Source organism: Peribacillus sp. Hz7, assembly GCF_042136355.1.
Classification (GTDB): Bacteria; Bacillota; Bacilli; order Bacillales; family DSM-1321; genus Peribacillus; species Peribacillus asahii_A.
The window spans coordinates 432,377-454,278 of the sequence record NZ_JBHHJV010000001.1; the positions used below are offsets into that span (position 1 = coordinate 432,377).

The window sequence follows — 21,902 nt, forward strand, 5'->3', positions numbered from 1 at the left end:
TTATTGCTTGACATTACTGTAGCCAATAGGTAAACTATAAACTTGTAAAGGGTTTTCACTTAACAGCAGGGAGTGACTAACATGCTTGAAAAAACAACGCGTATTAATTATTTGTATGATTTTTATCAATCGTTGTTAACCGAAAAGCAACAGAGCTACATGTCCCTCTACTATCTAGATGATTACTCTCTTGGGGAAATTGCTGAAGAATATGAAGTCAGTAGGCAAGCAGTATATGACAATATAAAAAGAACAGAAGCGATGCTTGAAGAATATGAAGCAAAGCTTTTGTTATTTCAAAAATTTCAACAGCGTAATAAGTGGATTGCTGAGTTTAAGGCTCTGATTGAGCACGAATCTGTGACAAAAGAGGAGCTGGCTCAGGCCATTGCAACGCTTGAGAAGTTAGATTAGGAGGCGGCAATAATGGCATTTGAAGGATTGGCCGACCGACTGCAAAGCACGATGCAAAAAATTCGCGGCAAAGGGAAAGTAAACGAGGCGGATGTTAAGGAAATGATGCGCGAAGTGCGCTTAGCTCTTCTTGAAGCCGATGTTAACTTTAAAGTTGTTAAGGATTTTATTAAGCGAGTGAGTGAACGTGCGGTAGGTCAGGAAGTGCTAAAGAGCTTAACCCCCGGTCAACAGGTTATTAAAGTAGTGAAAGAAGAATTGACAGAGCTTATGGGCGGTGAACAAAGCAAGATTGCTGTTGCAACAAAACCCCCAACTGTCATTATGATGGTAGGTCTTCAAGGGGCGGGTAAAACGACGACAACCGGGAAGCTTGCTAATCTTCTTCGCAAAAAATATAACCGACAACCATTGCTTGTTGCGGCAGATATTTATCGTCCAGCAGCGATTAAGCAGCTTCAAACACTAGGTAAGCAATTAGATATGCCTGTTTTCTCATTAGGCGATCAAGTAAGCCCAGTGGAGATTGCGAAGCAGGCTATTGCTAAGGCAAAGGAAGAACATCATGATTATGTGCTACTTGATACGGCAGGTCGTCTCCATGTTGATGAAAAGCTAATGGACGAACTGAAGGATATTAAAGAGCTCACAAAGCCTGATGAAATTTTCCTTGTTGTTGATGCCATGACAGGGCAAGATGCTGTAAATGTGGCGCAAAGCTTCAATGAACAGCTCGGTTTAACGGGCGTTGTGTTAACGAAGCTCGATGGTGATACACGAGGCGGAGCTGCGCTTTCCATTCGTTCTGTAACGAATACACCGATTAAGTTTGTCGGGATGGGCGAGAAAATGGATGCGATTGAAACGTTTCACCCAGAAAGAATGGCTTCAAGAATTCTCGGCATGGGCGATGTGTTAACGTTAATTGAAAAAGCACAAGCAAATGTGGATGAAGAGAAGGCGAAAGAATTAGAGAAGAAGATGCGGACAGCTACTTTTACCTTTGATGATTTCCTTGATCAACTTGGCCAGGTACGCAATATGGGTCCTCTTGATGATTTATTGAAAATGATTCCAGGGGCCAATAAAATTAAAGGATTGGATAATGTTCAAGTGGACGATAAGCAAATTGGCCATGTCGAAGCAATTATCCGTTCTATGACAAAGCAAGAAAAAGAACAACCTGAAATCATTAATGCTTCACGTCGTAAACGAATTGCTAAAGGGAGCGGAAGATCGATTCAAGAGGTCAACCGTCTTCTAAAACAATTTGAAGATATGAAGAAAATGATGAAACAAATGACAAATATGCAAAAAGGGAAGAAAAAAGGATTTAAATTCCCATTTATGTAATGGTTTTTAGATAGAGAAAATGGGCGCAGCGCTCTATATTATAATGTTTTTTCTATCTGTTAAGAAAAAAACCTTTACAAACATACAAGGTGTTTGGTAACATATTATCTTGTGTGAAACTACTCGGAGGTGTTTATTTAAAATGGCAGTAAAAATTCGTTTAAAACGTATGGGAGCTAAAAAATCTCCTTTCTATCGTATCGTAGCAGCTGATTCTCGTTCACCACGTGATGGACGTTACATCGAAGTAATTGGAACATACAATCCAGTTGCAGAACCAGCTAAAGTAGAAATCAATGAAGAGTTAGCTCTTAAATGGTTACAAGACGGTGCTAAACCATCTGATACAGTTCGTAACCTTTTCTCTAACGAAGGCATCATGGAAAAATTCCATAATGCAAAATTCAGCAAGTAATCAACTAAGTTGATGAAAACTCTAATTGAAACGATTGTCTCAGCGCTTGTTGATCATCCTGATGCGGTTGTGGTAACGGTGAAGGAAGAGGCTGATCGAATCGTCTATGTTCTTTCGGTTCATAAGGAAGACATGGGCAAAGTGATTGGCAAGCAAGGGCGTGTTGCGAAAGCGATTCGGACTGTAGTTTATGCAGCAGGATCCTCACAGCAAAAGAAAATCTATTTGGAGATTTCCGAATAAGGAGGGCTAATACCCCTCCTTTTTTTGTACGATCATTTATTTTGCGATATACTTAACTATAGAATGAAATTTGATAATATTTGGAAGGATAAACGATTATAGTGTTAATGCTGCGACCACGAGATACATATATTCTTTTATACATATCGTTGCTTAAGTATGAAAAAATCCTACATATTATAGGGGGGGCTGGAATGAAAATTCTTCAAAATGTTATCGTTACGCAAGTGTTGACAGAATCCAGCAAGAATGAGCTCCTTGATGCGTACAAATCGAAGCGCTTGCAGTTGCAAAAAGAAAGTGAGCAACTCCGTTTTGAATTGAAAAAACTAGAGAAAACGCGTCATACGCAACCAGCAACTCTTAAGTCGCATTTTGAGAAAGAGATTAACAATCGCTTGGAGAAAATTAAATTGGTGGAATTTCAAATGGAGCAATTAGAAATTCTGCCGATTGGGAGCGAGTTAAAAGAACGCGAGGTTCAAAGTCTGGTTGAGGTTCAAGTTGGAGCGAATTGGGAAGAACTAACTAAAACAAAAACAATCGTCATTAAAGATGGCATTGTGTCAGAAATTCGGTAGAGGTGACAGCATGGAAAGATGGTTTAACGTTGGAAAGATTGTCAATACGCATGGTATACGAGGTGAAGTTCGGGTTATTTCGAAAACGGACTTTGCAGACGAGCGTTATAAAGTCGGCAATACTCTTTACTTATTTAGGGAGAAGCATAAGGATCCGTTAGAACTGACGATTGCTTCACATCGCACACATAAAAATTTTAATTTACTAACATTTGAGGGCTATCATAATGTAAATGATGTCGAGCCGTTTCGCGATGGAATTTTAAAGATTAATGAGTCTCAGTTAACTGATTTAGATGAAGGGGAATTTTACTTTCATGAAATTATCGGTTGTACCGTATATACCGATACCGGAGAAGAGGTCGGTGACATTCGTGAAATTTTAACACCGGGTGCAAACGATGTTTGGGTTGTGAAAGGTCCTAAAGGGAAAGATGTATTAATCCCTTATATCGATCACATTGTGAAAGAGGTCGATATTACAAATAAAAAGGTCATTATTACACCGATGGAAGGATTATTAGACTGATGAAGATTGATGTGCTCTCTCTTTTTCCGGAAATGTTTGAAGGTGTTTTAGGATCATCGATTTTAAAAAAGGCGGCGGAGAAACAAGCAGCCAGCTATCGAGTTATTAATTTTCGCGACTATGCTGACAATAAGCATCATACGGTGGACGATTATCCATACGGTGGCGGTGCAGGGATGGTCTTGAAGCCTCAGCCTATATTTGATGCAGTGGAGGCTCTTCAAGGAGAGACGACGGTGAAGCCGCGTGTAATTCTGCTTTGCCCGCAAGGTGAACGATATACACAAAAGAAAGCGGAAGAGCTAGCCCGTGAAGAGCATCTTGTTTTTGTTTGTGGACATTATGAAGGCTATGATGAACGAATTAGAGAACATGTTGTGACAGATGAAATATCGCTTGGAGATTATGTGTTGACAGGCGGTGAGCTAGGGGCCATGGTCATTATTGATAGTGTAGTCCGTCTTTTACCTGGTGTATTAGGGAATGAAGCCTCGCCTGTGCTTGATTCCTATTCATCGGGACTTCTTGAACATCCACATTATACAAGACCGGCTGATTTTCGCGGTATGAAGGTTCCGGATGCATTATTATCAGGTAATCATAAAAAAATTGAAGAATGGAGAATGAAAGAATCGTTGCGTCGCACTTGGATACGCCGCCCGGATTTACTTGATTCTTATTCTCTTTCAGAAGTTGAAAAAAAATTATTAGCTGAGGTTCAGAAAGAACAATGAATCTATTGTATTCCAGTTCATCATATGGTACAATGATTTTTGTGACTTGGGCAATATGTCCAGTCTTATAACGATGTTCCGCTGTAGACATGCTAGGTTTGCAAGAGCATCCATGAGGAGATGAAATCAATGCAAAAACTTATTCAAGAAATTACACAAGAACAAATTCGCACTGATCTTCCTGCGTTCCGTCCTGGTGACACAGTACGTGTACACGTTAAAGTTGTTGAGGGAACTCGCGAACGTATTCAGTTATTTGAAGGTGTTGTAATCAAACGTCGTGGTGGCGGAGTGAGCGAAACTTTCACAGTTCGTAAAATTTCTTACGGTGTTGGAGTTGAACGTACATTCCCTGTTCACACACCAAAAATTGCGAAATTAGAAGTAGTACGTTACGGTAAAGTACGTCGTGCGAAACTTTACTACTTACGTGAACTTCGTGGTAAAAAAGCACGTATTAAAGAAATTCGTCGCTAATTTATCGATTTTAGTAAGAGTGTACGCACTGCCGTTTTCAAAAGGCTATAACTTATATAGCATTATACAAAAAAGGAGCTTGATTATCAGGCTCCTTTTTTGTATAAGTGTTTATATATTGATTAGTGCCTAATGTATGTTCATGTCTCTAGTCGGCAGCATTAGTGAACATCGCTAGGCTAAAGAAGAATGTGTTAATAAAAACAGATTCTTCGGTAACAGGAGTTACTCGCTATCAGATGAGTAAGATGGTAAAATGATGAATGGATGAACATGCTTGATTTAAAGAGGATGGTGACCATGGCTAAAGGGAAAAATGAACTAGTAGAGTGGATAAAAGCGATTATTGTCGCTGTTATTATCGCAACGGTCATTCGCCAATTCTTTTTTGCTCCGGTTGTTGTGGATGGTTACTCGATGATGCCGACTTTGAAGGATACAGATCGAGTTATTGCGAATAAATTTTCTTATGTAATAGGCAAACCGAAACGCTTCGATATTATTGTGTTTGAGGCACCAGAAGGCAAGGATTATATTAAACGTGTAATTGGCCTGCCAGGTGACAAAGTTGAGTATGATCATGATACGCTCTATATTAACGGCAAACCGTATCAAGAGCCTTATTTAGATAAATATAAAGCAAAGTTAGTAGATGGCGGCCCTCTAACAGAATCTTTTACATTAAAGGATATTAAAGAAATTAATCAAGAAACGGTACCAGAAGGTTATTTATTCGTTATGGGCGATAATCGTCGTTTAAGCAAGGATAGCCGTCATATAGGTGTCATCTCGTATGATAAAATACTAGGTAAGACAAATACGGTGTATTGGCCTATAAAAGATATAAGGAAAGTCGAATAGATTGTTGAAACATTAGAAATAGGAAGGTTGATTCTTAGTGACAATACAGTGGTTCCCTGGCCATATGGCCAAAGCAAGACGGGAAGTAACGGAAAAGTTAAAATTAATTGATATTATATTTGAATTGGTAGATGCGAGAATTCCAGCATCTTCAAGAAATCCGATGATTGATGAGATTATTCAACATAAGCCAAGAATTATTTTATTAAATAAGGCAGATATGGCTGATCCAGTGAAAACAAAGCAGTGGCTCGAGTATTTTAAAGCACAAGGAAAAACAGCTATTGCGATTAACTCGCAGGCAGGTAATGGCTTGAATCAGCTTACAGCAACTGCTAAAGAGCTGTTAAAAGAAAAGCATGAGCGGATGAGAGCGAAAGGTATTAAGCAGCCACGAGCAATTCGAGCGATGATTGTCGGTATTCCAAACGCAGGGAAATCGACGCTGATCAATCGATTAGTGAAGAAAAATATTGCTAAAACGGGAAATACACCAGGTGTGACGAAAGCGCAGCAATGGATTAAAGTAGGTAAGGAAATGGAGCTGCTCGATACACCGGGGATTCTTTGGCCGAAGTTTGAGGACCAAGAGGTAGGCTTGAAGCTAGCATTAACAGGAGCTATTAAAGATACTATTTTAAATTTACATGAGGTATCGCTATACGGTCTTCGCTTTTTAGAAAGAGAATATCCAGGGCGGCTGCAATCGCGCTATAACTTAGATCAGATTCCAGAAGAAACCGTGGAGCTTTTCGATGCAGTTGGTAAATTCCGTGGCTGTTTGGCGGGCGGTGGTCTTGTCGATTATGATAAGACAGCTGAATTAGTTGTTCGAGAGATTCGTTCCGAAAAATTAGGGCCTCTTACATTTGAAGTACCTGGTGAAGAACGAGAAGATATAGAAGAATAATTCATGGATACGGAGCTGGATGTTTTCGCTCCGTATTTTTGTGCAATAAGACAGCATGCAATTTTTGATAAGTTTTGGTGTCTAATTTTATACCTGCCACCCTTAGCTAATAGATGTTCAAACTTACTATCTATCAATCAAGGACCGGTGGTGTTTTTTCTAATTAGATGCTGTAGAATGACAGCGGCGTAGCCGATAATGAATATAACAGGTGAGAATATGGACACACGTATGAGTATTAAAGAAATAGCATTGAAATTACAAGAGATTACGAATCCGAATGATGATTTTTTCATTCAATGTCAGCAGGATGAGCGCAAAGGTGTTATCAATTTAGTGAAGAAATGGGAGCGTTCGTTTGAAAAAGAGCAGCAATTAAAGCAGCATTTTATCACTATGTCTCAATATGAACGAGAGTTGCGAAAGCAAGGGGTTGCGCTTATTGCTGGAATTGACGAGGTAGGGAGAGGTCCGCTTGCAGGTCCTGTTGTGGCGAGCGCGGTTATGTTGCCAGAGACGTTTTATTTGCCGGGACTCAATGATTCTAAAAAAATACCCGAAATAAAGCGTGAATTGTTTTATGAAACGATTATGCAAGAAGCGATTGCGGTCGGAATAGGCATTGTTGATAATGAAGAAATTGATGCGATTAATATTTATCAAGCAACGAAGAAAGCGATGATTACCGCGATTTCTGAATTACGTGAGCAACCAGATCATCTTTTAATTGATGCAATGGAGCTTGAAGTGAACATTCCGCAATATTCCATTATTAAAGGAGATGCTAAAAGTATTTCTATTTCTGCAGCATCGATTATTGCAAAAGTGACGCGGGATCGCATGATGAAGGAATATGCAAAGCAATATCCCGAATATGGTTTTGAACATAATATGGGGTACGGGACGAGTGTACATTTAGAGGCGCTATCCCGATATGGACTGACACCATGGCATAGAAAAAGCTTTTCGCCTATTAAAGAAATGATTCATCGTGGGTAATTGTATGGAAGGAGATGAGAAGTGTGCAATTTGTAACGATGGGGGCCCAAGTCCATACATCTACAAATGTAGATTCCGGTCTCGCATTTAAAGCTGGACAAATCTTTTTCGGGAAAGTAAATAAAATTTACCCGAATCAAATAGCCGAAGTGCGAATTGGCAATCAAAAACTTATCGCTACTTTAGAAGCCCCTTTGCAAGCAGGAGAACGCTATTGGCTGCAAGTTCAATCTAATGAGAGGAAGCCTGTGTTAAAGGTATTAGATACACCGCATGCCGCCCAGACGATGAATATGAAAGCAGCCGCTCAACAATTGATTGCGCACCTTGGGATAACTGCGAATGCGGAGGCAGCAGAACTTGCTGAGTTTCTTATGAGAAATCAGTTTCCCATTACTAAAGATTCGTTCCAAACGGCCCTGCAATGGCTGAAATTAACAGACTCTTCTCAATCTGGCTTAGCGACGATTAAAACGATGTATGTTCAACAATTGCCTTTTGTTGAGGATGTTTTTAAAGCTCTATTAGCCCAGTCTAAAGGAGAATCTCTACATAATATGCTTGGCGATTTGCTTGGCAAGCTCACCTCAGCATCTACTGGCACAGCGACAACGCATCAATTAAAAGAAGTACTAGAGTCGCTTGTTCTATCGAAACAAGGACATCTACAAGAAACAGGCTTATTGAAGCTTGTAAGTCAATGGGCAAGTCCAGATGCAGCTCCTGACCTTAAAGCAGGAGCATTTAGTTTACTTCAGAAAGTTGGTTTGATTTCTCCTTCGTTTTCGGAAGCAGAATTTTTAACGAAACTAGTTACAGATTCACAAATAAGCGGTGTCCCTCAGGCTAAAACAGAGCTTGCTATGAAGTGGCAGCAAGGGATGCAGCTGCTTGCTGATTATAAAACAGCGCTACAAAATGGAGATCATCGTACTGTACATCTTCAAAATGTGACAAACTGGTTGGCTGAGCAACAAGGAGTGCCAAAAGCTCCATTAACAAACTTGGTACAAGGACAACAGCTAGCGACAACGAGTGTAAGCTCAGCCGATTTTGCTCAGCAGCCTGCCAATTCAGCTGCGCCTTTAAAGATAAATCCTCAGCAAACTGATTTACCAAAGTTGACGATGGACGTAGTGGAAATGCTAGTTACTGAAAGTGAGAGCAAATCTGTTCTAACATCATTTTTACATTTGTTGAATCCAAATCGTTCACAGGTAAATAGCTCGAAGGAGGCTTTAGCGAACCAATTGTTATCATTTTCACAAAATCCCTCTGAGAGCTCAGTATTACCACATGAAAGAGCAGTTTTACAAGTACTAGCATCAGAGTTTCAAATGACAGATTTGACGACAGGAACAGCCATATATTCTCACTTGAAGGACATCGTCAAAATATTAGGGCTACAATTCGAGCATGTACTGGTGCATGCACAAAATGCGAATCCGACTGCTTTAGAAGAAGAGCTTGTGACGTTAAAGCCGCTGCTGCTTAAGCTGCTTCAGGAACAGCAGCATCCAGCTGTTATTAAAGAGCTGGCGGAACAGATTGTGAATCGTTTAACAGCTCAGCAAATTATGTCACAAGAAAATGGGCCGCTTCAAAATGTTTTGCTGACGTTACCATTAAATATAGGGAAATATGAAACTGATGTTACTTTACAATGGAGCGGCCGTCGAACACAAGAAGGTGGCATTGATCCAAATTATTGTAGAATTTTATTTTACTTAGATCTTGAACAATTAAAGGAAACGGTTATTGATATGCAAGTTCAAAATCGAGTGATTAAAGTCGTTGTCATGAATGAACAAAGTGAGACATTAGAAAACATGGCAAGTCCTTATATCGGTCTCTTACGAAGCAGTCTTGAACAATTAAATTATAAATTATCTGGTGTATTATTTGAAAATACGCTTATGAAACATGGGAAGGAAAAAAGGAACCAGTCGACTTCGTATCCAGTGGCTGGTTCCTACAATGGAGTGGATGTTCGAATATGATAGAGGATAAACGAGCAGAAGCTATTGCTTTGAAGTACGATTCTGAAAAAGACCCGGCTCCCAAAGTATTGGCTAAAGGAAAAGGGAAGGTAGCAGAGAACATTTTAGAAAAGGCAAAAGAGCTAAATATTCCTGTCCAAAAGGATCCGTCACTAGCTGAGCTTCTAGGGAAATTGGATATTAATGAAACCATACCAGATGAATTGTACCGCGCGGTGGCTGAGGTATTTGCCTTTATTTATAAAATGGATCGAGATGCAGAATCGCGCAACAGATAAAACTATTTTGATATAATGATGTTTCGGTAAAAACATAGCTTAGGCTATGTTTTTTTCTTTATTTTAGTTAATTATCTGGTCCAAATAAGAGAATATAGTAGACAATATTTTTAACATTTTATACAATAAATTGGAAGTATATGATAAAAGTGCTATTAAATTCCTTGTTTTATAAGGGAGATACATTAGCCTATTTATATACTGATATAGAAGCTGTGCGGGAAGAATTTTTTGGAGAATATTTTCTCGAAATAAGGGGGATGGGAACATGAATATCCATGAGTATCAAGGCAAAGAGATTTTAAAGCAATACGGGGTATCTGTGCCGAATGGCCGAGTTGCGTATACGGTTGAGGAAGCGGTTGATGCAGCAAAAGAACTAGGGACAGATGTCGTTGTTGTCAAGGCTCAAATCCATGCCGGAGGACGTGGAAAAGCCGGTGGCGTGAAGGTAGCAAAAGATCTTAAAGAAGTGCGTACATATGCCGAAGAGCTTCTTGGGAAAACACTTGTAACGCATCAAACTGGACCATCTGGCAAAGAAGTAAAACGATTGCTTATTGAAGAGGGATGCGATATTCAAAAGGAATATTATATCGGCTTTGTTTTGGATCGTGATTCCGATTGTATCGTACTTATGGCTTCTGAAGAAGGCGGCACAGACATCGAAGAAGTAGCAGAAAAGAACCCAGAGAAAATTTTTAAAGAATATATCGATCCAGTTGTTGGATTAGTACCTTATCAGGCACGAAAGATTGCTTTTCAAATAAATATACCAGATCAAGTGATTAATAAAGCTGTAACGTTCATGCTTGGATTATATAGAGTGTTTATTGAAAAAGACTGTTCAATTGTAGAAATTAATCCGTTAGTTGTAACGGGAGATAATCAGGTGTTAGCTTTAGATGCCAAGTTTAATTTTGATGACAATGCTTTATATCGTCAAAAAGAGGTTGTGGCTTATCGGGATTTAGATGAAGAAGATGCAAAAGAAATTGAAGCCTCTAAATATCAGTTAAGTTACATTTCATTAGAAGGAAATATCGGTTGCATGGTCAATGGTGCAGGACTCGCGATGGCAACGATGGACATTATTAAACATTATAATGGTGATCCGGCTAACTTCCTTGATGTAGGGGGCGGTGCGACGGAAGAAAAGGTAAAAGAGGCATTCAAAATTATTTTATCAGATAGCCAGGTTAGAGGAATTTTCGTTAATATTTTTGGAGGAATTATGAAGTGTGACATTATTGCTGCGGGAGTAGTAGCAGCAGCGAAGGAATTGGGTCTCGATGTGCCGCTTGTTGTTCGTTTAGAAGGTACAAATGTTGAATTAGGTAAGCAAATTTTACGAGAATCCGGCTTGAATATTACAGCAGCAGAGTCGATGGCAGATGGTGCGCAAAAAATTGTCTCATTAGTTGGTTAATGAATGGAGGAGGGAATGTTATGGCGATTTTTGTTAATAAAGACACAAAGGTTATTGTTCAAGGGATTACAGGCTCAACAGCCGCGTTTCATACGAGTCAGATGCTTGATTATGGTACAAAAATTGTAGCGGGTGTAACACCGGGGAAAGGCGGCACAGAAATCGAAGGGGTTCCTGTTTATAATACAGTTGCAGAAGCTGTGCGCAAAACGAATGCAACCGCTTCTGTTATCTATGTTCCAGCTCCGTTTGCGGCAGATGCGATCCTAGAAGCAGTTGATGCTGAGCTAGACTTAGTGATTTGTATAACTGAGCATATTCCGGTGTTAGATATGGTAAAAGTAAAACGATATTTACAAGGCAAAAAGACGAGATTAATAGGACCGAACTGTCCAGGTGTCATTACAGCGGATGAATGTAAAATCGGTATTATGCCGGGCTATATTCATACAAAAGGGCATATAGGCGTTGTCTCTCGCTCAGGTACATTAACCTATGAAGCCGTGCATCAATTAACGAATGCAGGCATTGGACAAAGTACGGCTGTTGGGATTGGCGGTGACCCGGTCAATGGTACAGATTTTATTGATGTATTAAAGGCCTTCAATGAAGATCCGGATACACATGCTGTTATTATGATTGGTGAAATCGGCGGAACAGCTGAAGAGGAAGCGGCACGCTGGGTGAAGGCTAATATGAAGAAGCCTGTTGTTGGCTTTATCGGCGGTCGTACTGCACCTCCGGGAAAACGTATGGGGCATGCAGGTGCGATTATTGCTGGTGGAAAAGGAACGGCGGATGAAAAAATTCGTGTAATGAATGAATGCGGGATTCGAGTGGCAGCTACACCGTCTGTCATTGGAGAAACTTTGATTTCCGTTTTAAAAGAGAACGATCTTTATGAAGCTAGTAAAGTGCGTTAAATAATTAGGAAAACCGCCTTTGGCTTATTTTAAGTCAGAGGCGTTGTTGTATTAAGGTATAAATCGTAAGTGTATTAAAAAGTCAACTTGGCAAAGTACTGCATGCTCTTGCCGTCGACTTTTCTTCAAAAATCCCCCGTAAGGAGTGTCCTCATTTGAATCCAAAAGACAAGCTTATCCATCTTCATCATTGTCGCGGCGCTGGTTGGAAAACGATTCAAGCTATTGTTCAAGTCGATCCATTACTATCTTCTCTTTTTACAAAGTCATATGCTGAATGGAAGGATATCGTGCCGCTGCCTTCAAATAAGCTGCAAATGTTCTTTCGCGATTTACATTCGCTTTCTATTATGGAGAAACTAAGGAGATACGAAGAGTGCCATATTCAGTGTTTAACGATGTTTGACGAAGAATATCCTTATTTGCTTCAACAAATCTTTGACCCCCCTTGGGTGCTTTATATGAAAGGGAGAAAAGAATTATTAAAGGAACAGAACACATTGGCTATCGTCGGGACGAGAACGCCGACCACATACGGCCTAGGGGCATTAAAGACTATTCTTCCCAAGTTAGTTGAGAAGAACTTTACTATTATTAGTGGAGTCGCTGCAGGCATTGATGCTGCTGCTCATATGGCCACCCTTAATGAAGGAGGAAAAACCATCGGTGTTTTAGGAGGGGGGCTGCTGCACATTTACCCGAAAAGGAATGTACAATTGGCAGAGACAATGATGAAACAAGGTCTCTTGTTGTCAGAAATACCTCCGATGAGACGGGCAGAACCATGGATGTTTCCCGTGCGCAATCGAATTATTAGCGGTTTATCAAGAGGAGTGCTTGTTATAGAGGCGAGAAAAAGAAGTGGTACACTTATTACAGCACAGGCTGCTCTTGAGCAAGGAAGAGATGTCTATGCCTTGCCTGGGAATATTTTAAGTCCTCAGTCTACAGGTACTAATCAATTAATTCAGGATGGAGCCAAGCTTGTGCTAGCCGCTTCAGATATCGAGGAAGAGTATGCGAATCTTTTTTAAACGACTTTGTTAAACAATAGGGTGGTTCATAATATCTTGTAATCCGGCTTTTTATATAGGGGAATTTTAGGGGGAATGTACAAAAGTAATACAATTTATACAGGGAATTTTTATAAAAAGGGTTGAAATTTTTGTAAAATTGTTATAAATTTTGCAAAACCCCTTTTTGTCTAGATAGAGGTTAACAATGGAAAGAGATATTGACAAATGAATTTTGAATGATTAATAATAGTGAAGATTTATATTACCTCTTTGAGGAGGACTTGTTGAATGTCAGATTACTTAGTGATAGTAGAATCGCCGGCGAAGGCGAAGACGATAGAGCGTTACTTAGGAAAAAAATATAAAGTTAAAGCTTCAATGGGACATGTTCGCGATTTACCTAAAAGTCAAATGGGGGTAGATGTTGAGCATGACTATGAGCCTAAATATATAACAATTCGAGGAAAAGGTCCTGTATTAAAGGAATTAAAGACCGCTGCTAAAAAAGCAAAGAAAATTTACCTCGCAGCTGACCCCGATAGAGAAGGGGAGGCAATTGCTTGGCATTTAGCCCATAGTTTAAATGTAGATATTCATTCAGATTGCCGTGTGGTATTTAATGAAATTACAAAGGATGCCATTAAAGAATCGTTTAAATCACCTAGACCAATTAATATGAGTCTAGTCGATGCTCAACAAGCGAGACGCGTTCTAGACCGCTTAGTGGGCTATAACATTAGTCCTTTGCTTTGGAAAAAAGTAAAAAAAGGACTAAGCGCAGGACGCGTTCAATCTGTGGCCGTTCGAATGATTATTGATCGCGAAAAAGAAATAAAAGATTTTGTTCCGGAAGAATATTGGAGCATTAGAGCGGATTTTGTGAAAGGAAAGGAACAATTCGAAGGTGCTTTTTTCAGCTTAAATGGTGAGCGAACAGAATTAAAAAGTGAAGAAGATGTGAAAAAAGTACTAGCTAACTTAGAGGGCAGTGAGTTTAAGATTGCAGGTGTAACCAAAAAAGAACGTAAGCGTAATCCCGCAGCGCCTTTCACAACGTCTTCTTTACAGCAAGAAGCGGCGCGGAAATTAAATTTTCGTGCTAAAAAAACGATGATGCTTGCTCAACAATTATATGAAGGAATTGAGCTTGGTAAAGAAGGAACCATCGGGTTAATTACTTATATGAGAACGGATTCTACCCGAGTTTCGGACGTGGCTAAGCAAGAAGTGCATACATATATTGAAAGCACATACGGGCAAGAATATATGCAAGCAGAGCAGAGGAAAGAAAAGAAACAAACCAATGCGCAAGATGCTCATGAAGCTGTGCGACCAACGAGTACATTACGTGAACCGAGTTCGGTAAAAGAATTTCTTTCTCGTGATCAATTCCGTTTATATAAATTGATTTGGGAGCGTTTTGTGGCTAGTCAGATGGCTGCAGCGGTTATGGATACGATGAGCGTTGATCTTCAAAATGGTCCCGTTTTATTCCGTGCTAATGGCTCGAAAATTAAGTTTCCTGGTTTTATGAAAGTGTACGTGGAAGGAACGGATGATTCCGTTGAGGAGAAAAATAATTTACTGCCAGATGTAGTGGAAGGCGACATCTATTTTTCGAAAGATGTAGAGCCGAAGCAGCATTTTACGCAGCCGCCTCCACGCTATACAGAGGCAAGGCTTGTCCGTACATTAGAGGAGCTTGGAATAGGTCGACCATCAACGTATGCGCCAACCCTGGATACGATTCAGAAACGAGGATACGTAACGCTCGATAACAAACGTTTTGTGCCAACGGAGCTTGGAGAAATTGTGTTAGAGCTTATTCGTGAGTTTTTCCCAGATATTTTAGATGTTGAATTTACAGCCAAAATGGAGCAGCAATTTGATGGTGTCGAAGAAGGCCAGATAGAATGGATTAAAGTAATTGATGAATTTTATCAAGACTTTGCCATTGATTTAGCAAAAGCTGAAGCTGAAATGGAGAAAATCGAAATCAAAGATGAACCAGCAGGCGAAGATTGCGAAGAATGTGGTCATGAGATGGTCTTTAAAATGGGACGTTATGGAAAGTTTATGGCTTGCAGCAATTTCCCAGACTGTCGCAATACGAAGCCAATCGTAAAGAAAATTGGTGTGAAGTGTCCGAAGTGTAAGGAAGGCGACATCATTGAACGAAAAAGTAAAAAACGTCGCCTCTTTTACGGTTGTGATACATATCCAAGCTGTGATTTTATTTCCTGGGATAAGCCGTTACCAAGAAGCTGTCCAAAATGCGAAGGCATATTAGTGGAGAAGAAGTTGAAAAAAGGAATGCAAGTTCAATGTATAGAGTGTGATTACAAAGAAGAGCCACAAAGTTAAATGGTTAGAAAAGGTGAGCCCATGCTCACCTTTTCTTTGTGTAGATCGGATAGATAAAAGTAAGTGGAGGAAAGGGCAATCATGTAAGCTTGCGGCCTTTTATTGTCTAAAAAAAGAGAGGTGTCTAATGAGTGTATATTAGTTTGATAATGGAGAAGGCACTCGCTTTTTAGGGAAATTATAAAGGGATTCTTTTGGTTGTGGGCTATGTGAATGAATTTGTTATTTCGTACGATTTTGGCTTAAATGAATCAAAAACCAACAAGGTTATGTAACAGAGCATTATAAGTGATAGATCGAAAAACTTTTTTATTTAGCGAAGGTGATGTACAATGCAGTGGACAATTCCTTTTGTTTAACGATATAATGTTTAATTGCGGTCTAGGAATAAAAAAGGATGTCGCGCATCTAAGCACATAGAGGTCACTATTTCCCGTAAAATAATGAATGAAAATTTGTGAGTGAATATATGAGAAGGTAGATCAAAATCATAATTTTATTTGAACTATAAAATGAACATGACCTGTCTAGAAGAGAGGCACTCGCTGTGTTTTTTAAAGGCAGGCTGTACTAAATCATAGTGTTAATCAAACGGTTTTTTGCGTCCAGTTTCCTCGTGTATTGGGAATTAACTAAGGCGCCTTGTGCTTTTCTTATCATATCTTTATATGGAGGTTCGTAAAATGAAAGAAGCAAAAGTTAATGTGATTGGAGCAGGTCTTGCAGGAAGTGAAGCTGCGTGGCAACTGGCTAATCGAGGAATTCAAGTTCGTTTGTATGAAATGCGTCCAGTGAAGCAAACACCAGCTCATCATACTGATAAGTTCGCAGAGCTTGTCTGCTCTAACTCTTTGCGTGGCAACGCGTTAACGAATGCGGTAGGCGTTTTGAAAGAAGAAATGCGCATGCTCAATTCAGTTATTATCGCAGCAGCCGATGCGTGTGCAGTTCCTGCTGGCGGAGCTCTTGCAGTAGATCGACATGAATTTGCAGCACGTGTGACAGATTTAGTGAAGAATCATCCTAATGTAACCGTTGTAAATGAAGAGGTAACAACGATTCCAGAAGGCCCAACGGTCATTGCGACGGGACCTCTTACAAGCCAAGCATTATCGAATAGTTTGAAGGAGATTATGGAGGAAGAGTATTTATATTTTTATGATGCTGCTGCACCAATCGTTGAAAAAGATAGCATTGATATGAATAAAGTGTACTTAAAATCCCGTTATGATAAAGGAGAAGCCGCTTACTTAAACTGTCCGATGACGGAAGAGGAATTTGATCGTTTCCATGAAGCGTTAATCACAGCGGAAACTGTTCCATTAAAAGAGTTTGAGAAAGAAATCTTCTTTGAAGGATGTATGCCAATTGAAGTAATGGCGGCACGCGGGAAGAAGACTATGCTGTTTGGGCCGATGAAACCAGTTGGACTAGAAGATCCGAAAACAGGTAAAAGACCTTTTGCTGTTGTTCAATTACGCCAAGATGATGCAGCAGGTACGTTATATAACTTAGTAGGCTTTCAAACACATTTGAAATGGGGGCCACAGAAGGAAGTCCTTCGATTAATTCCGGGTCTTGAAAATGTGGAAATTGTTCGATACGGGGTTATGCATCGCAATACGTTTATTAATTCACCAAAAGTATTGAAATCAACGTATCAATTTAAAAATCGTGATGATCTTTTCTTTGCAGGTCAAATGACGGGTGTAGAAGGTTATGTGGAATCGGCTGCTTCAGGATTAGTTGCAGGAATGAATGCGGCTCGAATGATGATGGATCAAGAGCCAATTGTATTCCCACAAGAAACAGCGATTGGAAGTATGGCTCACTATATTACGTCAACAAATGCAAAAACATTCCAACCGATGAATGCTAATTTTGGATTATTCCCAGACCTTGGTGTTAGAATTAAGTCGAAGAAAGAACGATATGAAATGCATGCTAATCGCGCTTTACAAACAATTCAGAACTTTATGAAAAGTTTGTGAAATGTTTGCTTGCAGTCAGTAAGTGTGATACGATTTAGTAGCCTTTGAGAGGTGTATGTATGGTGGATACGAAAAAAGCGTTACAATTGTTTATAGAATATTTACAAATTGAGAAGAACTGTTCACCTTATACAATTGATAATTACAAACGAGATCTTGGCGAATTTTTTTTGTTCTTAGAGACACAGAACATTCAGCAATTAGCGTTGGTTGAATATTTTGATGCTCGTCTATTTTTAACAACTTTATATGAACGAGATTTATCTAAACGGACAGTTGCAAGGAAAATATCTTGCTTACGAACCTTTTATAAATTTTTAGTGCGAGAAGGGATGGTGGGGGAAAATCCATTTTCCCTCTTAGCTCTACCTAAAAAAGAACACAAGCTGCCTCGTTTTCTTTATGAGGAAGAGATTAATCAGCTGTTTTCTGCTTTAAATAAAGACACACCGATGGGCTTGCGGGATGCTGCTTTATTAGAGGTCCTTTATGCAACAGGGACTCGAATTAGTGAATGCTGCAACATTCAATTACAAGATATTGACTTCTCTCTTGAAACGATTTTAGTGCATGGGAAAGGGAAGAAAGATCGATATGTACCGTTTGGTCAATGTGCTAAAGAGGCTTTACAGACTTACATAAATATAGCACGTACCGAGACGATGTCTTCTTATCGAACATCTCATTCCTATTTGTTTATTAATTATCGTGGAGAGCCATTAACTGTTAGAGGAGCTCATTATGTGTTAAATGAATGCATTAAAAAAGCTGCGGCAAATGGGAAGCTGCATCCTCATATGTTAAGGCATTCGTTTGCCACGCATTTATTAAATAATGGAGCGGATTTAAGAACGGTTCAAGAGCTTTTAGGGCATTCCAAAATTTCATCTACTCAAATTTATACGCATGTAACAAAAGAGCAGCTTAGAAAAGTATATAATTCAACACATCCAAGGGCTTAATACGCTTTTCGAAAGGGGTATTCTTATGACAACCATTTTTGCTGTTCATCATAATGGACAATGTGCGATGTCTGGCGACGGTCAAGTGACATTAGGAAACTCAGTCGTCATGAAGCATACAGCGAGAAAAGTGAGAAAGATTTTTAACGGTAATGTGCTGGCGGGATTTGCTGGATCTGTAGCGGATGCTTTTACTTTATTTGAAATGTTTGAGGCGAAGCTTGAAGAATATAATGGTAATCTTCAGCGTGCGGCTGTCGAAATGGCAAAGCAATGGCGCAGTGATAATATTTTGCGCAAGCTTGAAGCGATGTTAGTCGTAATGGATCGGAAACATTTGTTACTTGTCTCGGGTACAGGGGAAGTGATTGAGCCAGATGATGGAATTTTAGCGATTGGTTCTGGCGGTAATTATGCTCTGGCTGCAGGGCGAGCTTTAAAGCGGTTTTCCGCTGAGCAGTTATCGGCGAGAGACATTGCAGAGTCTGCATTAAACATTGCAGCTGAAATCTGTGTGTTTACGAATTCAAATATTATTGTAGAAGAGCTGTAAAGGAGGAGCGCAAAAATGGCAAAGAAAGCTGCTTTAACACCGAGACAAATTGTTGAGAAATTGGATCAATATATTGTAGGTCAAAAAGAGGCAAAGCGTGCTGTAGCTGTTGCCCTTCGCAATCGTTATCGTAGAAGTCTTTTATCTGATCAGTTACGTGATGAAGTCGTTCCGAAAAATATTTTAATGATTGGACCGACTGGTGTTGGGAAAACGGAAATTGCTCGCCGAATGGCGAAGCTTGTTGGAGCTCCTTTTATTAAAATTGAGGCTACAAAATTTACAGAAGTCGGTTATGTCGGCCGTGATGTGGAGTCAATGGTTCGAGATTTAGTGGAGACATCCGTCCGTCTTGTGAAAGAAGAAAAGATGGTGAGCGTAAAAGAACGAGCGGAAGAACAAGCCAATCGCCGTTTAATTGAATTGCTCGTTCCATCAACAAAAAAGCAGAACAATTTTAAAAATCCATTAGAAGCATTGTTTGGTGGGAGCCATGTGCAAGAAGAAACGGTTGAATCACATTCTGAGGATGTAAGCTTGCAGCAAAAGCGCAAACTGATTGCGGACCGCTTAGCCAAAGGGGAACTAGAAAACGAAATTATTACGGTAGAGGTTGAAGAACAACAAGCATCGATGTTTGATTTATTACAAGGTTCGGGCATGGAACAGATGGGCATGAATATGCAAGATGTTCTAGGCGGACTAATGCCGAAGAAGAAGAAAAAGCGTAAGCTGAAGGTAAGTGAGGCGCGCGGTGTTTTAGTGAATGAAGAAGCGGCGAAGCTTATCGATATGGACGAAGTGACACAAGATGCTGTGAGGCGAGCGGAGCAAACCGGAATTATTTTTATTGATGAAATTGATAAAATTGCAAGCAAACAGTCCGGTTCGTCTTCAGCTGATGTTTCTCGTGAAGGGGTTCAACGGGATATTTTACCGATTGTAGAAGGGTCAACCGTTGTAACAAAATATGGATCTGTTAAGACAGATCATGTGTTATTTATTGCAGCTGGGGCGTTTCATATGGCGAAACCCTCTGATTTGATTCCGGAATTACAAGGAAGATTTCCAATTCGTGTTGAGTTACAGAAACTAACAGTTGATGATTTTGTACGGATTTTACATGAGCCAGATAATGCTTTATTAAAACAGTATATAGCATTATTGGAAACAGAAGGTATACAAATTGAATTTTCTGACGATGCTATTGGTAAGATTGCGGAAGTAGCGTTTGAAGTCAACCAAAATACGGATAATATCGGGGCAAGACGTCTTCATACAATCATGGAACGTTTATTAGAAGATTTGTCGTTTGAAGCACCGGAGATTACCCTTGAGAAGATTACAATAACACCGCAATATGTAGAAGAGAAGTTAGGCTCTATTGCGCGTAATAAAGACTTAAGTCAATTTATTTTATAATTAATGATTGAGATGGATAGGCACTATTGGGAGGAACAATAAAGATGAACTTATTAAGTAAAACAAGAAAAATTAATGCAATGCTCCAAAAAGCAGCTGGTAAACCTGTGAATTTTAAAGAAATGGCCGACAGTTTAAGTGAAGTGATTGACGCGAATGTATTCGTTGTAAGTCGTCGAGGAAAATTATTAGGTATTTCTATTAGTCAAAAAATTGAAAATGAACGCTTAATAAAAATGTATGAAGAGAGACAATTCCCTGAACAATATACAAAGAATTTATTTAATATACAAGAAACTTCTCCTAATTTGACTATGGATAGTGAGTATACAGTTTTCCCTATTGAAAATAAAGATCTCTTCGCTAATGGATTAACAACGATTGTACCGATTATCGGTGGTGGTGAGCGTTTAGGTACATTAGTTCTGGCTCGTTTAGAAGAAAAATTTGAAGATGACGATTTAATTTTAGCGGAATATGGTGCAACGGTAGTAGGAATGGAAATCTTGCGTGAAAAAGCAGAAGAAATTGAAGAAGAGGCTCGCAGTAAAGCGGTTGTACAAATGGCAATCTCTTCACTATCTTATAGCGAATTAGAAGCAATTGAGCATATTTTTGAAGAATTAAAAGGGAATGAAGGGCTGTTAGTAGCATCTAAAATTGCTGACCGTGTCGGCATTACACGTTCCGTTATTGTAAATGCTCTTCGTAAGTTAGAAAGCGCTGGGGTTATTGAATCTCGCTCTTTAGGTATGAAGGGGACATATATTAAAGTATTGAATGATAAATTTTTACTTGAATTAGAGAAATTAAAAAATAGTTAATAGAAAAACAGCAGGAGAATAGGGTCTTGTAATGTCCTAAGTAAGGATATTACAAGGCTCTTTTTTTGATGTTAAACAACCCATGGGGTATTTTCTACGAAAGCGGCGGTCCAGCTTTGACAGCTTATGACCTCGAGAGGCTAAGCAGGTTATAGCTACAGTAGAGCATTTATCCCCTGTCTATATTCCTTATTTCCTCATAAGTTTGAGGCTGCAGGCTTGATTTTTCGTTAAGTGTTGGGTGAAAAGTTATAATGGAGAACAGTTTTGTTACATTAGTGTGACGTTTTTTGGGAAAATAGAGGAGAAAGTCACGTAAGTGTGATTTTTATCATTTTAATTATATTGTTATAACTACTACAATAGTAGAAATGCTTTATATAATGCGCGGGATATGTAAGATTGAAGCAGACGGTCGATGGTCATGATGAATGTAGACATTTGTCGATTTTTATCAAAAATAGGTGAATATTTCTAGTAGATATAGGTATCAATGTTTAAAAAGTATAAAAAATCTTAATAATTTTTGATTTCAATATACGGTATAATCGTTAATAGCTATAGATTTTTAACTATTATTTTCAAAAGAGGTTATTTTGAAATGAATTGAAGGGGAAAAAATAA

At 39.2% G+C, this 21,902-nt stretch carries 22 protein-coding genes; all 22 read left to right on the forward strand.

Features of this window, described 5'->3' with window-relative positions; genetic code table 11:
- Nucleotides 1-81: 81 nt before the first annotated feature.
- The 22 genes from ACE199_RS02055 (at nt 82) to codY (ending at nt 21,278) form a co-directional block, all read left to right on the forward strand.
- Nucleotides 82-414 carry a putative DNA-binding protein gene (locus ACE199_RS02055; protein ID WP_375348371.1) on the forward strand — a complete coding sequence of 111 codons (333 nt, stop codon included), beginning with the start codon at nt 82-84 and terminating at the stop codon, nt 412-414.
- 12 nt (nt 415-426) lie between these two features.
- Entirely contained in the window at nt 427-1,767 is a 1,341-nt protein-coding gene (gene ffh / locus ACE199_RS02060) for a signal recognition particle protein (RefSeq protein ID WP_375348372.1), read from the forward strand.
- 142 nt (nt 1,768-1,909) lie between these two features.
- Nucleotides 1,910-2,182, forward strand: a complete 273-nt coding sequence (gene rpsP / locus ACE199_RS02065) for a 30S ribosomal protein S16 (RefSeq protein WP_375348373.1) — start codon at nt 1,910-1,912, stop codon at nt 2,180-2,182.
- Between the two features lie 12 nt (nt 2,183-2,194).
- Nucleotides 2,195-2,425, forward strand: a complete 231-nt coding sequence (locus tag ACE199_RS02070; RefSeq protein ID WP_119116682.1) for a KH domain-containing protein — start codon at nt 2,195-2,197, stop codon at nt 2,423-2,425.
- 194 nt (nt 2,426-2,619) lie between these two features.
- Nucleotides 2,620-3,006 carry a YlqD family protein gene (locus ACE199_RS02075; RefSeq protein ID WP_375348375.1) on the forward strand — a complete coding sequence of 129 codons (387 nt, stop codon included), beginning with the start codon at nt 2,620-2,622 and terminating at the stop codon, nt 3,004-3,006.
- A gap of 10 nt (nt 3,007-3,016) precedes the next feature.
- The gene (gene rimM, locus ACE199_RS02080; RefSeq protein WP_375348376.1) at nt 3,017-3,535 is read left to right on the forward strand and encodes a ribosome maturation factor RimM; all 519 of its coding nucleotides are present in this window, start codon (nt 3,017-3,019) and stop codon (nt 3,533-3,535) included.
- Nucleotides 3,535-4,269: a tRNA (guanosine(37)-N1)-methyltransferase TrmD gene (trmD, locus tag ACE199_RS02085; RefSeq protein ID WP_375348377.1), complete on the forward strand. Its 735-nt coding sequence runs from the start codon at nt 3,535-3,537 to the stop codon at nt 4,267-4,269. The genes rimM and trmD overlap by 1 nt, the downstream gene beginning before the upstream one ends.
- 129 nt (nt 4,270-4,398) lie before the next feature.
- The gene (gene rplS, locus ACE199_RS02090) at nt 4,399-4,746 is read left to right on the forward strand and encodes a 50S ribosomal protein L19 (RefSeq protein WP_375348378.1); all 348 of its coding nucleotides are present in this window, start codon (nt 4,399-4,401) and stop codon (nt 4,744-4,746) included.
- Nucleotides 4,747-5,046: 300 nt separating this feature from the next.
- The gene (gene lepB / locus ACE199_RS02095; RefSeq protein WP_252291395.1) at nt 5,047-5,607 is read left to right on the forward strand and encodes a signal peptidase I; all 561 of its coding nucleotides are present in this window, start codon (nt 5,047-5,049) and stop codon (nt 5,605-5,607) included.
- A 37-nt stretch (nt 5,608-5,644) separates the two neighbouring features.
- Complete coding sequence (ylqF, locus tag ACE199_RS02100) at nt 5,645-6,517, forward strand: ribosome biogenesis GTPase YlqF (RefSeq protein ID WP_375348379.1); 873 nt, start codon at nt 5,645-5,647, stop codon at nt 6,515-6,517.
- 219 nt (nt 6,518-6,736) lie between these two features.
- A complete protein-coding gene (locus ACE199_RS02105) occupies nt 6,737-7,516 on the forward strand; it encodes a ribonuclease HII (protein WP_375348380.1) in 780 nt (259 codons plus the stop codon).
- Between the two features lie 23 nt (nt 7,517-7,539).
- Entirely contained in the window at nt 7,540-9,516 is a 1,977-nt protein-coding gene (locus ACE199_RS02110) for a hypothetical protein (RefSeq protein WP_375348381.1), read from the forward strand.
- Entirely contained in the window at nt 9,513-9,794 is a 282-nt protein-coding gene (locus ACE199_RS02115; RefSeq protein ID WP_252294252.1) for an EscU/YscU/HrcU family type III secretion system export apparatus switch protein, read from the forward strand. The genes ACE199_RS02110 and ACE199_RS02115 overlap by 4 nt, the downstream gene beginning before the upstream one ends.
- 268 nt (nt 9,795-10,062) lie before the next feature.
- The gene (sucC, locus tag ACE199_RS02120; RefSeq protein WP_375348382.1) at nt 10,063-11,223 is read left to right on the forward strand and encodes an ADP-forming succinate--CoA ligase subunit beta; all 1,161 of its coding nucleotides are present in this window, start codon (nt 10,063-10,065) and stop codon (nt 11,221-11,223) included.
- Nucleotides 11,224-11,243: 20 nt separating this feature from the next.
- Nucleotides 11,244-12,146, forward strand: coding sequence for a succinate--CoA ligase subunit alpha (gene sucD / locus ACE199_RS02125; RefSeq protein ID WP_127759777.1), 903 nt, complete (start codon nt 11,244-11,246; stop codon nt 12,144-12,146).
- Between the two features lie 155 nt (nt 12,147-12,301).
- Nucleotides 12,302-13,180, forward strand: coding sequence for a DNA-processing protein DprA (gene dprA, locus ACE199_RS02130; RefSeq protein ID WP_375348384.1), 879 nt, complete (start codon nt 12,302-12,304; stop codon nt 13,178-13,180).
- A gap of 270 nt (nt 13,181-13,450) precedes the next feature.
- Nucleotides 13,451-15,526, forward strand: a complete 2,076-nt coding sequence (gene topA, locus ACE199_RS02135) for a type I DNA topoisomerase (protein WP_375348386.1) — start codon at nt 13,451-13,453, stop codon at nt 15,524-15,526.
- Between the two features lie 683 nt (nt 15,527-16,209).
- Nucleotides 16,210-17,517, forward strand: coding sequence for an FADH(2)-oxidizing methylenetetrahydrofolate--tRNA-(uracil(54)-C(5))-methyltransferase TrmFO (gene trmFO, locus ACE199_RS02140; RefSeq protein WP_119116573.1), 1,308 nt, complete (start codon nt 16,210-16,212; stop codon nt 17,515-17,517).
- 59 nt (nt 17,518-17,576) lie between these two features.
- Complete coding sequence (gene xerC / locus ACE199_RS02145; RefSeq protein WP_375348387.1) at nt 17,577-18,479, forward strand: tyrosine recombinase XerC; 903 nt, start codon at nt 17,577-17,579, stop codon at nt 18,477-18,479.
- Nucleotides 18,480-18,504: 25 nt separating this feature from the next.
- Nucleotides 18,505-19,032, forward strand: coding sequence for an HslVU peptidase proteolytic subunit (gene hslV, locus ACE199_RS02150; protein WP_119116571.1), 528 nt, complete (start codon nt 18,505-18,507; stop codon nt 19,030-19,032).
- A gap of 15 nt (nt 19,033-19,047) precedes the next feature.
- Nucleotides 19,048-20,454 (forward strand): ATP-dependent protease ATPase subunit HslU, encoded by a 1,407-nt coding sequence (gene hslU, locus ACE199_RS02155; protein WP_252294264.1) that lies wholly within the window; start codon nt 19,048-19,050, stop codon nt 20,452-20,454.
- Between the two features lie 44 nt (nt 20,455-20,498).
- Entirely contained in the window at nt 20,499-21,278 is a 780-nt protein-coding gene (codY, locus tag ACE199_RS02160) for a GTP-sensing pleiotropic transcriptional regulator CodY (RefSeq protein WP_127759782.1), read from the forward strand.
- Nucleotides 21,279-21,902 lie beyond the last annotated feature (624 nt).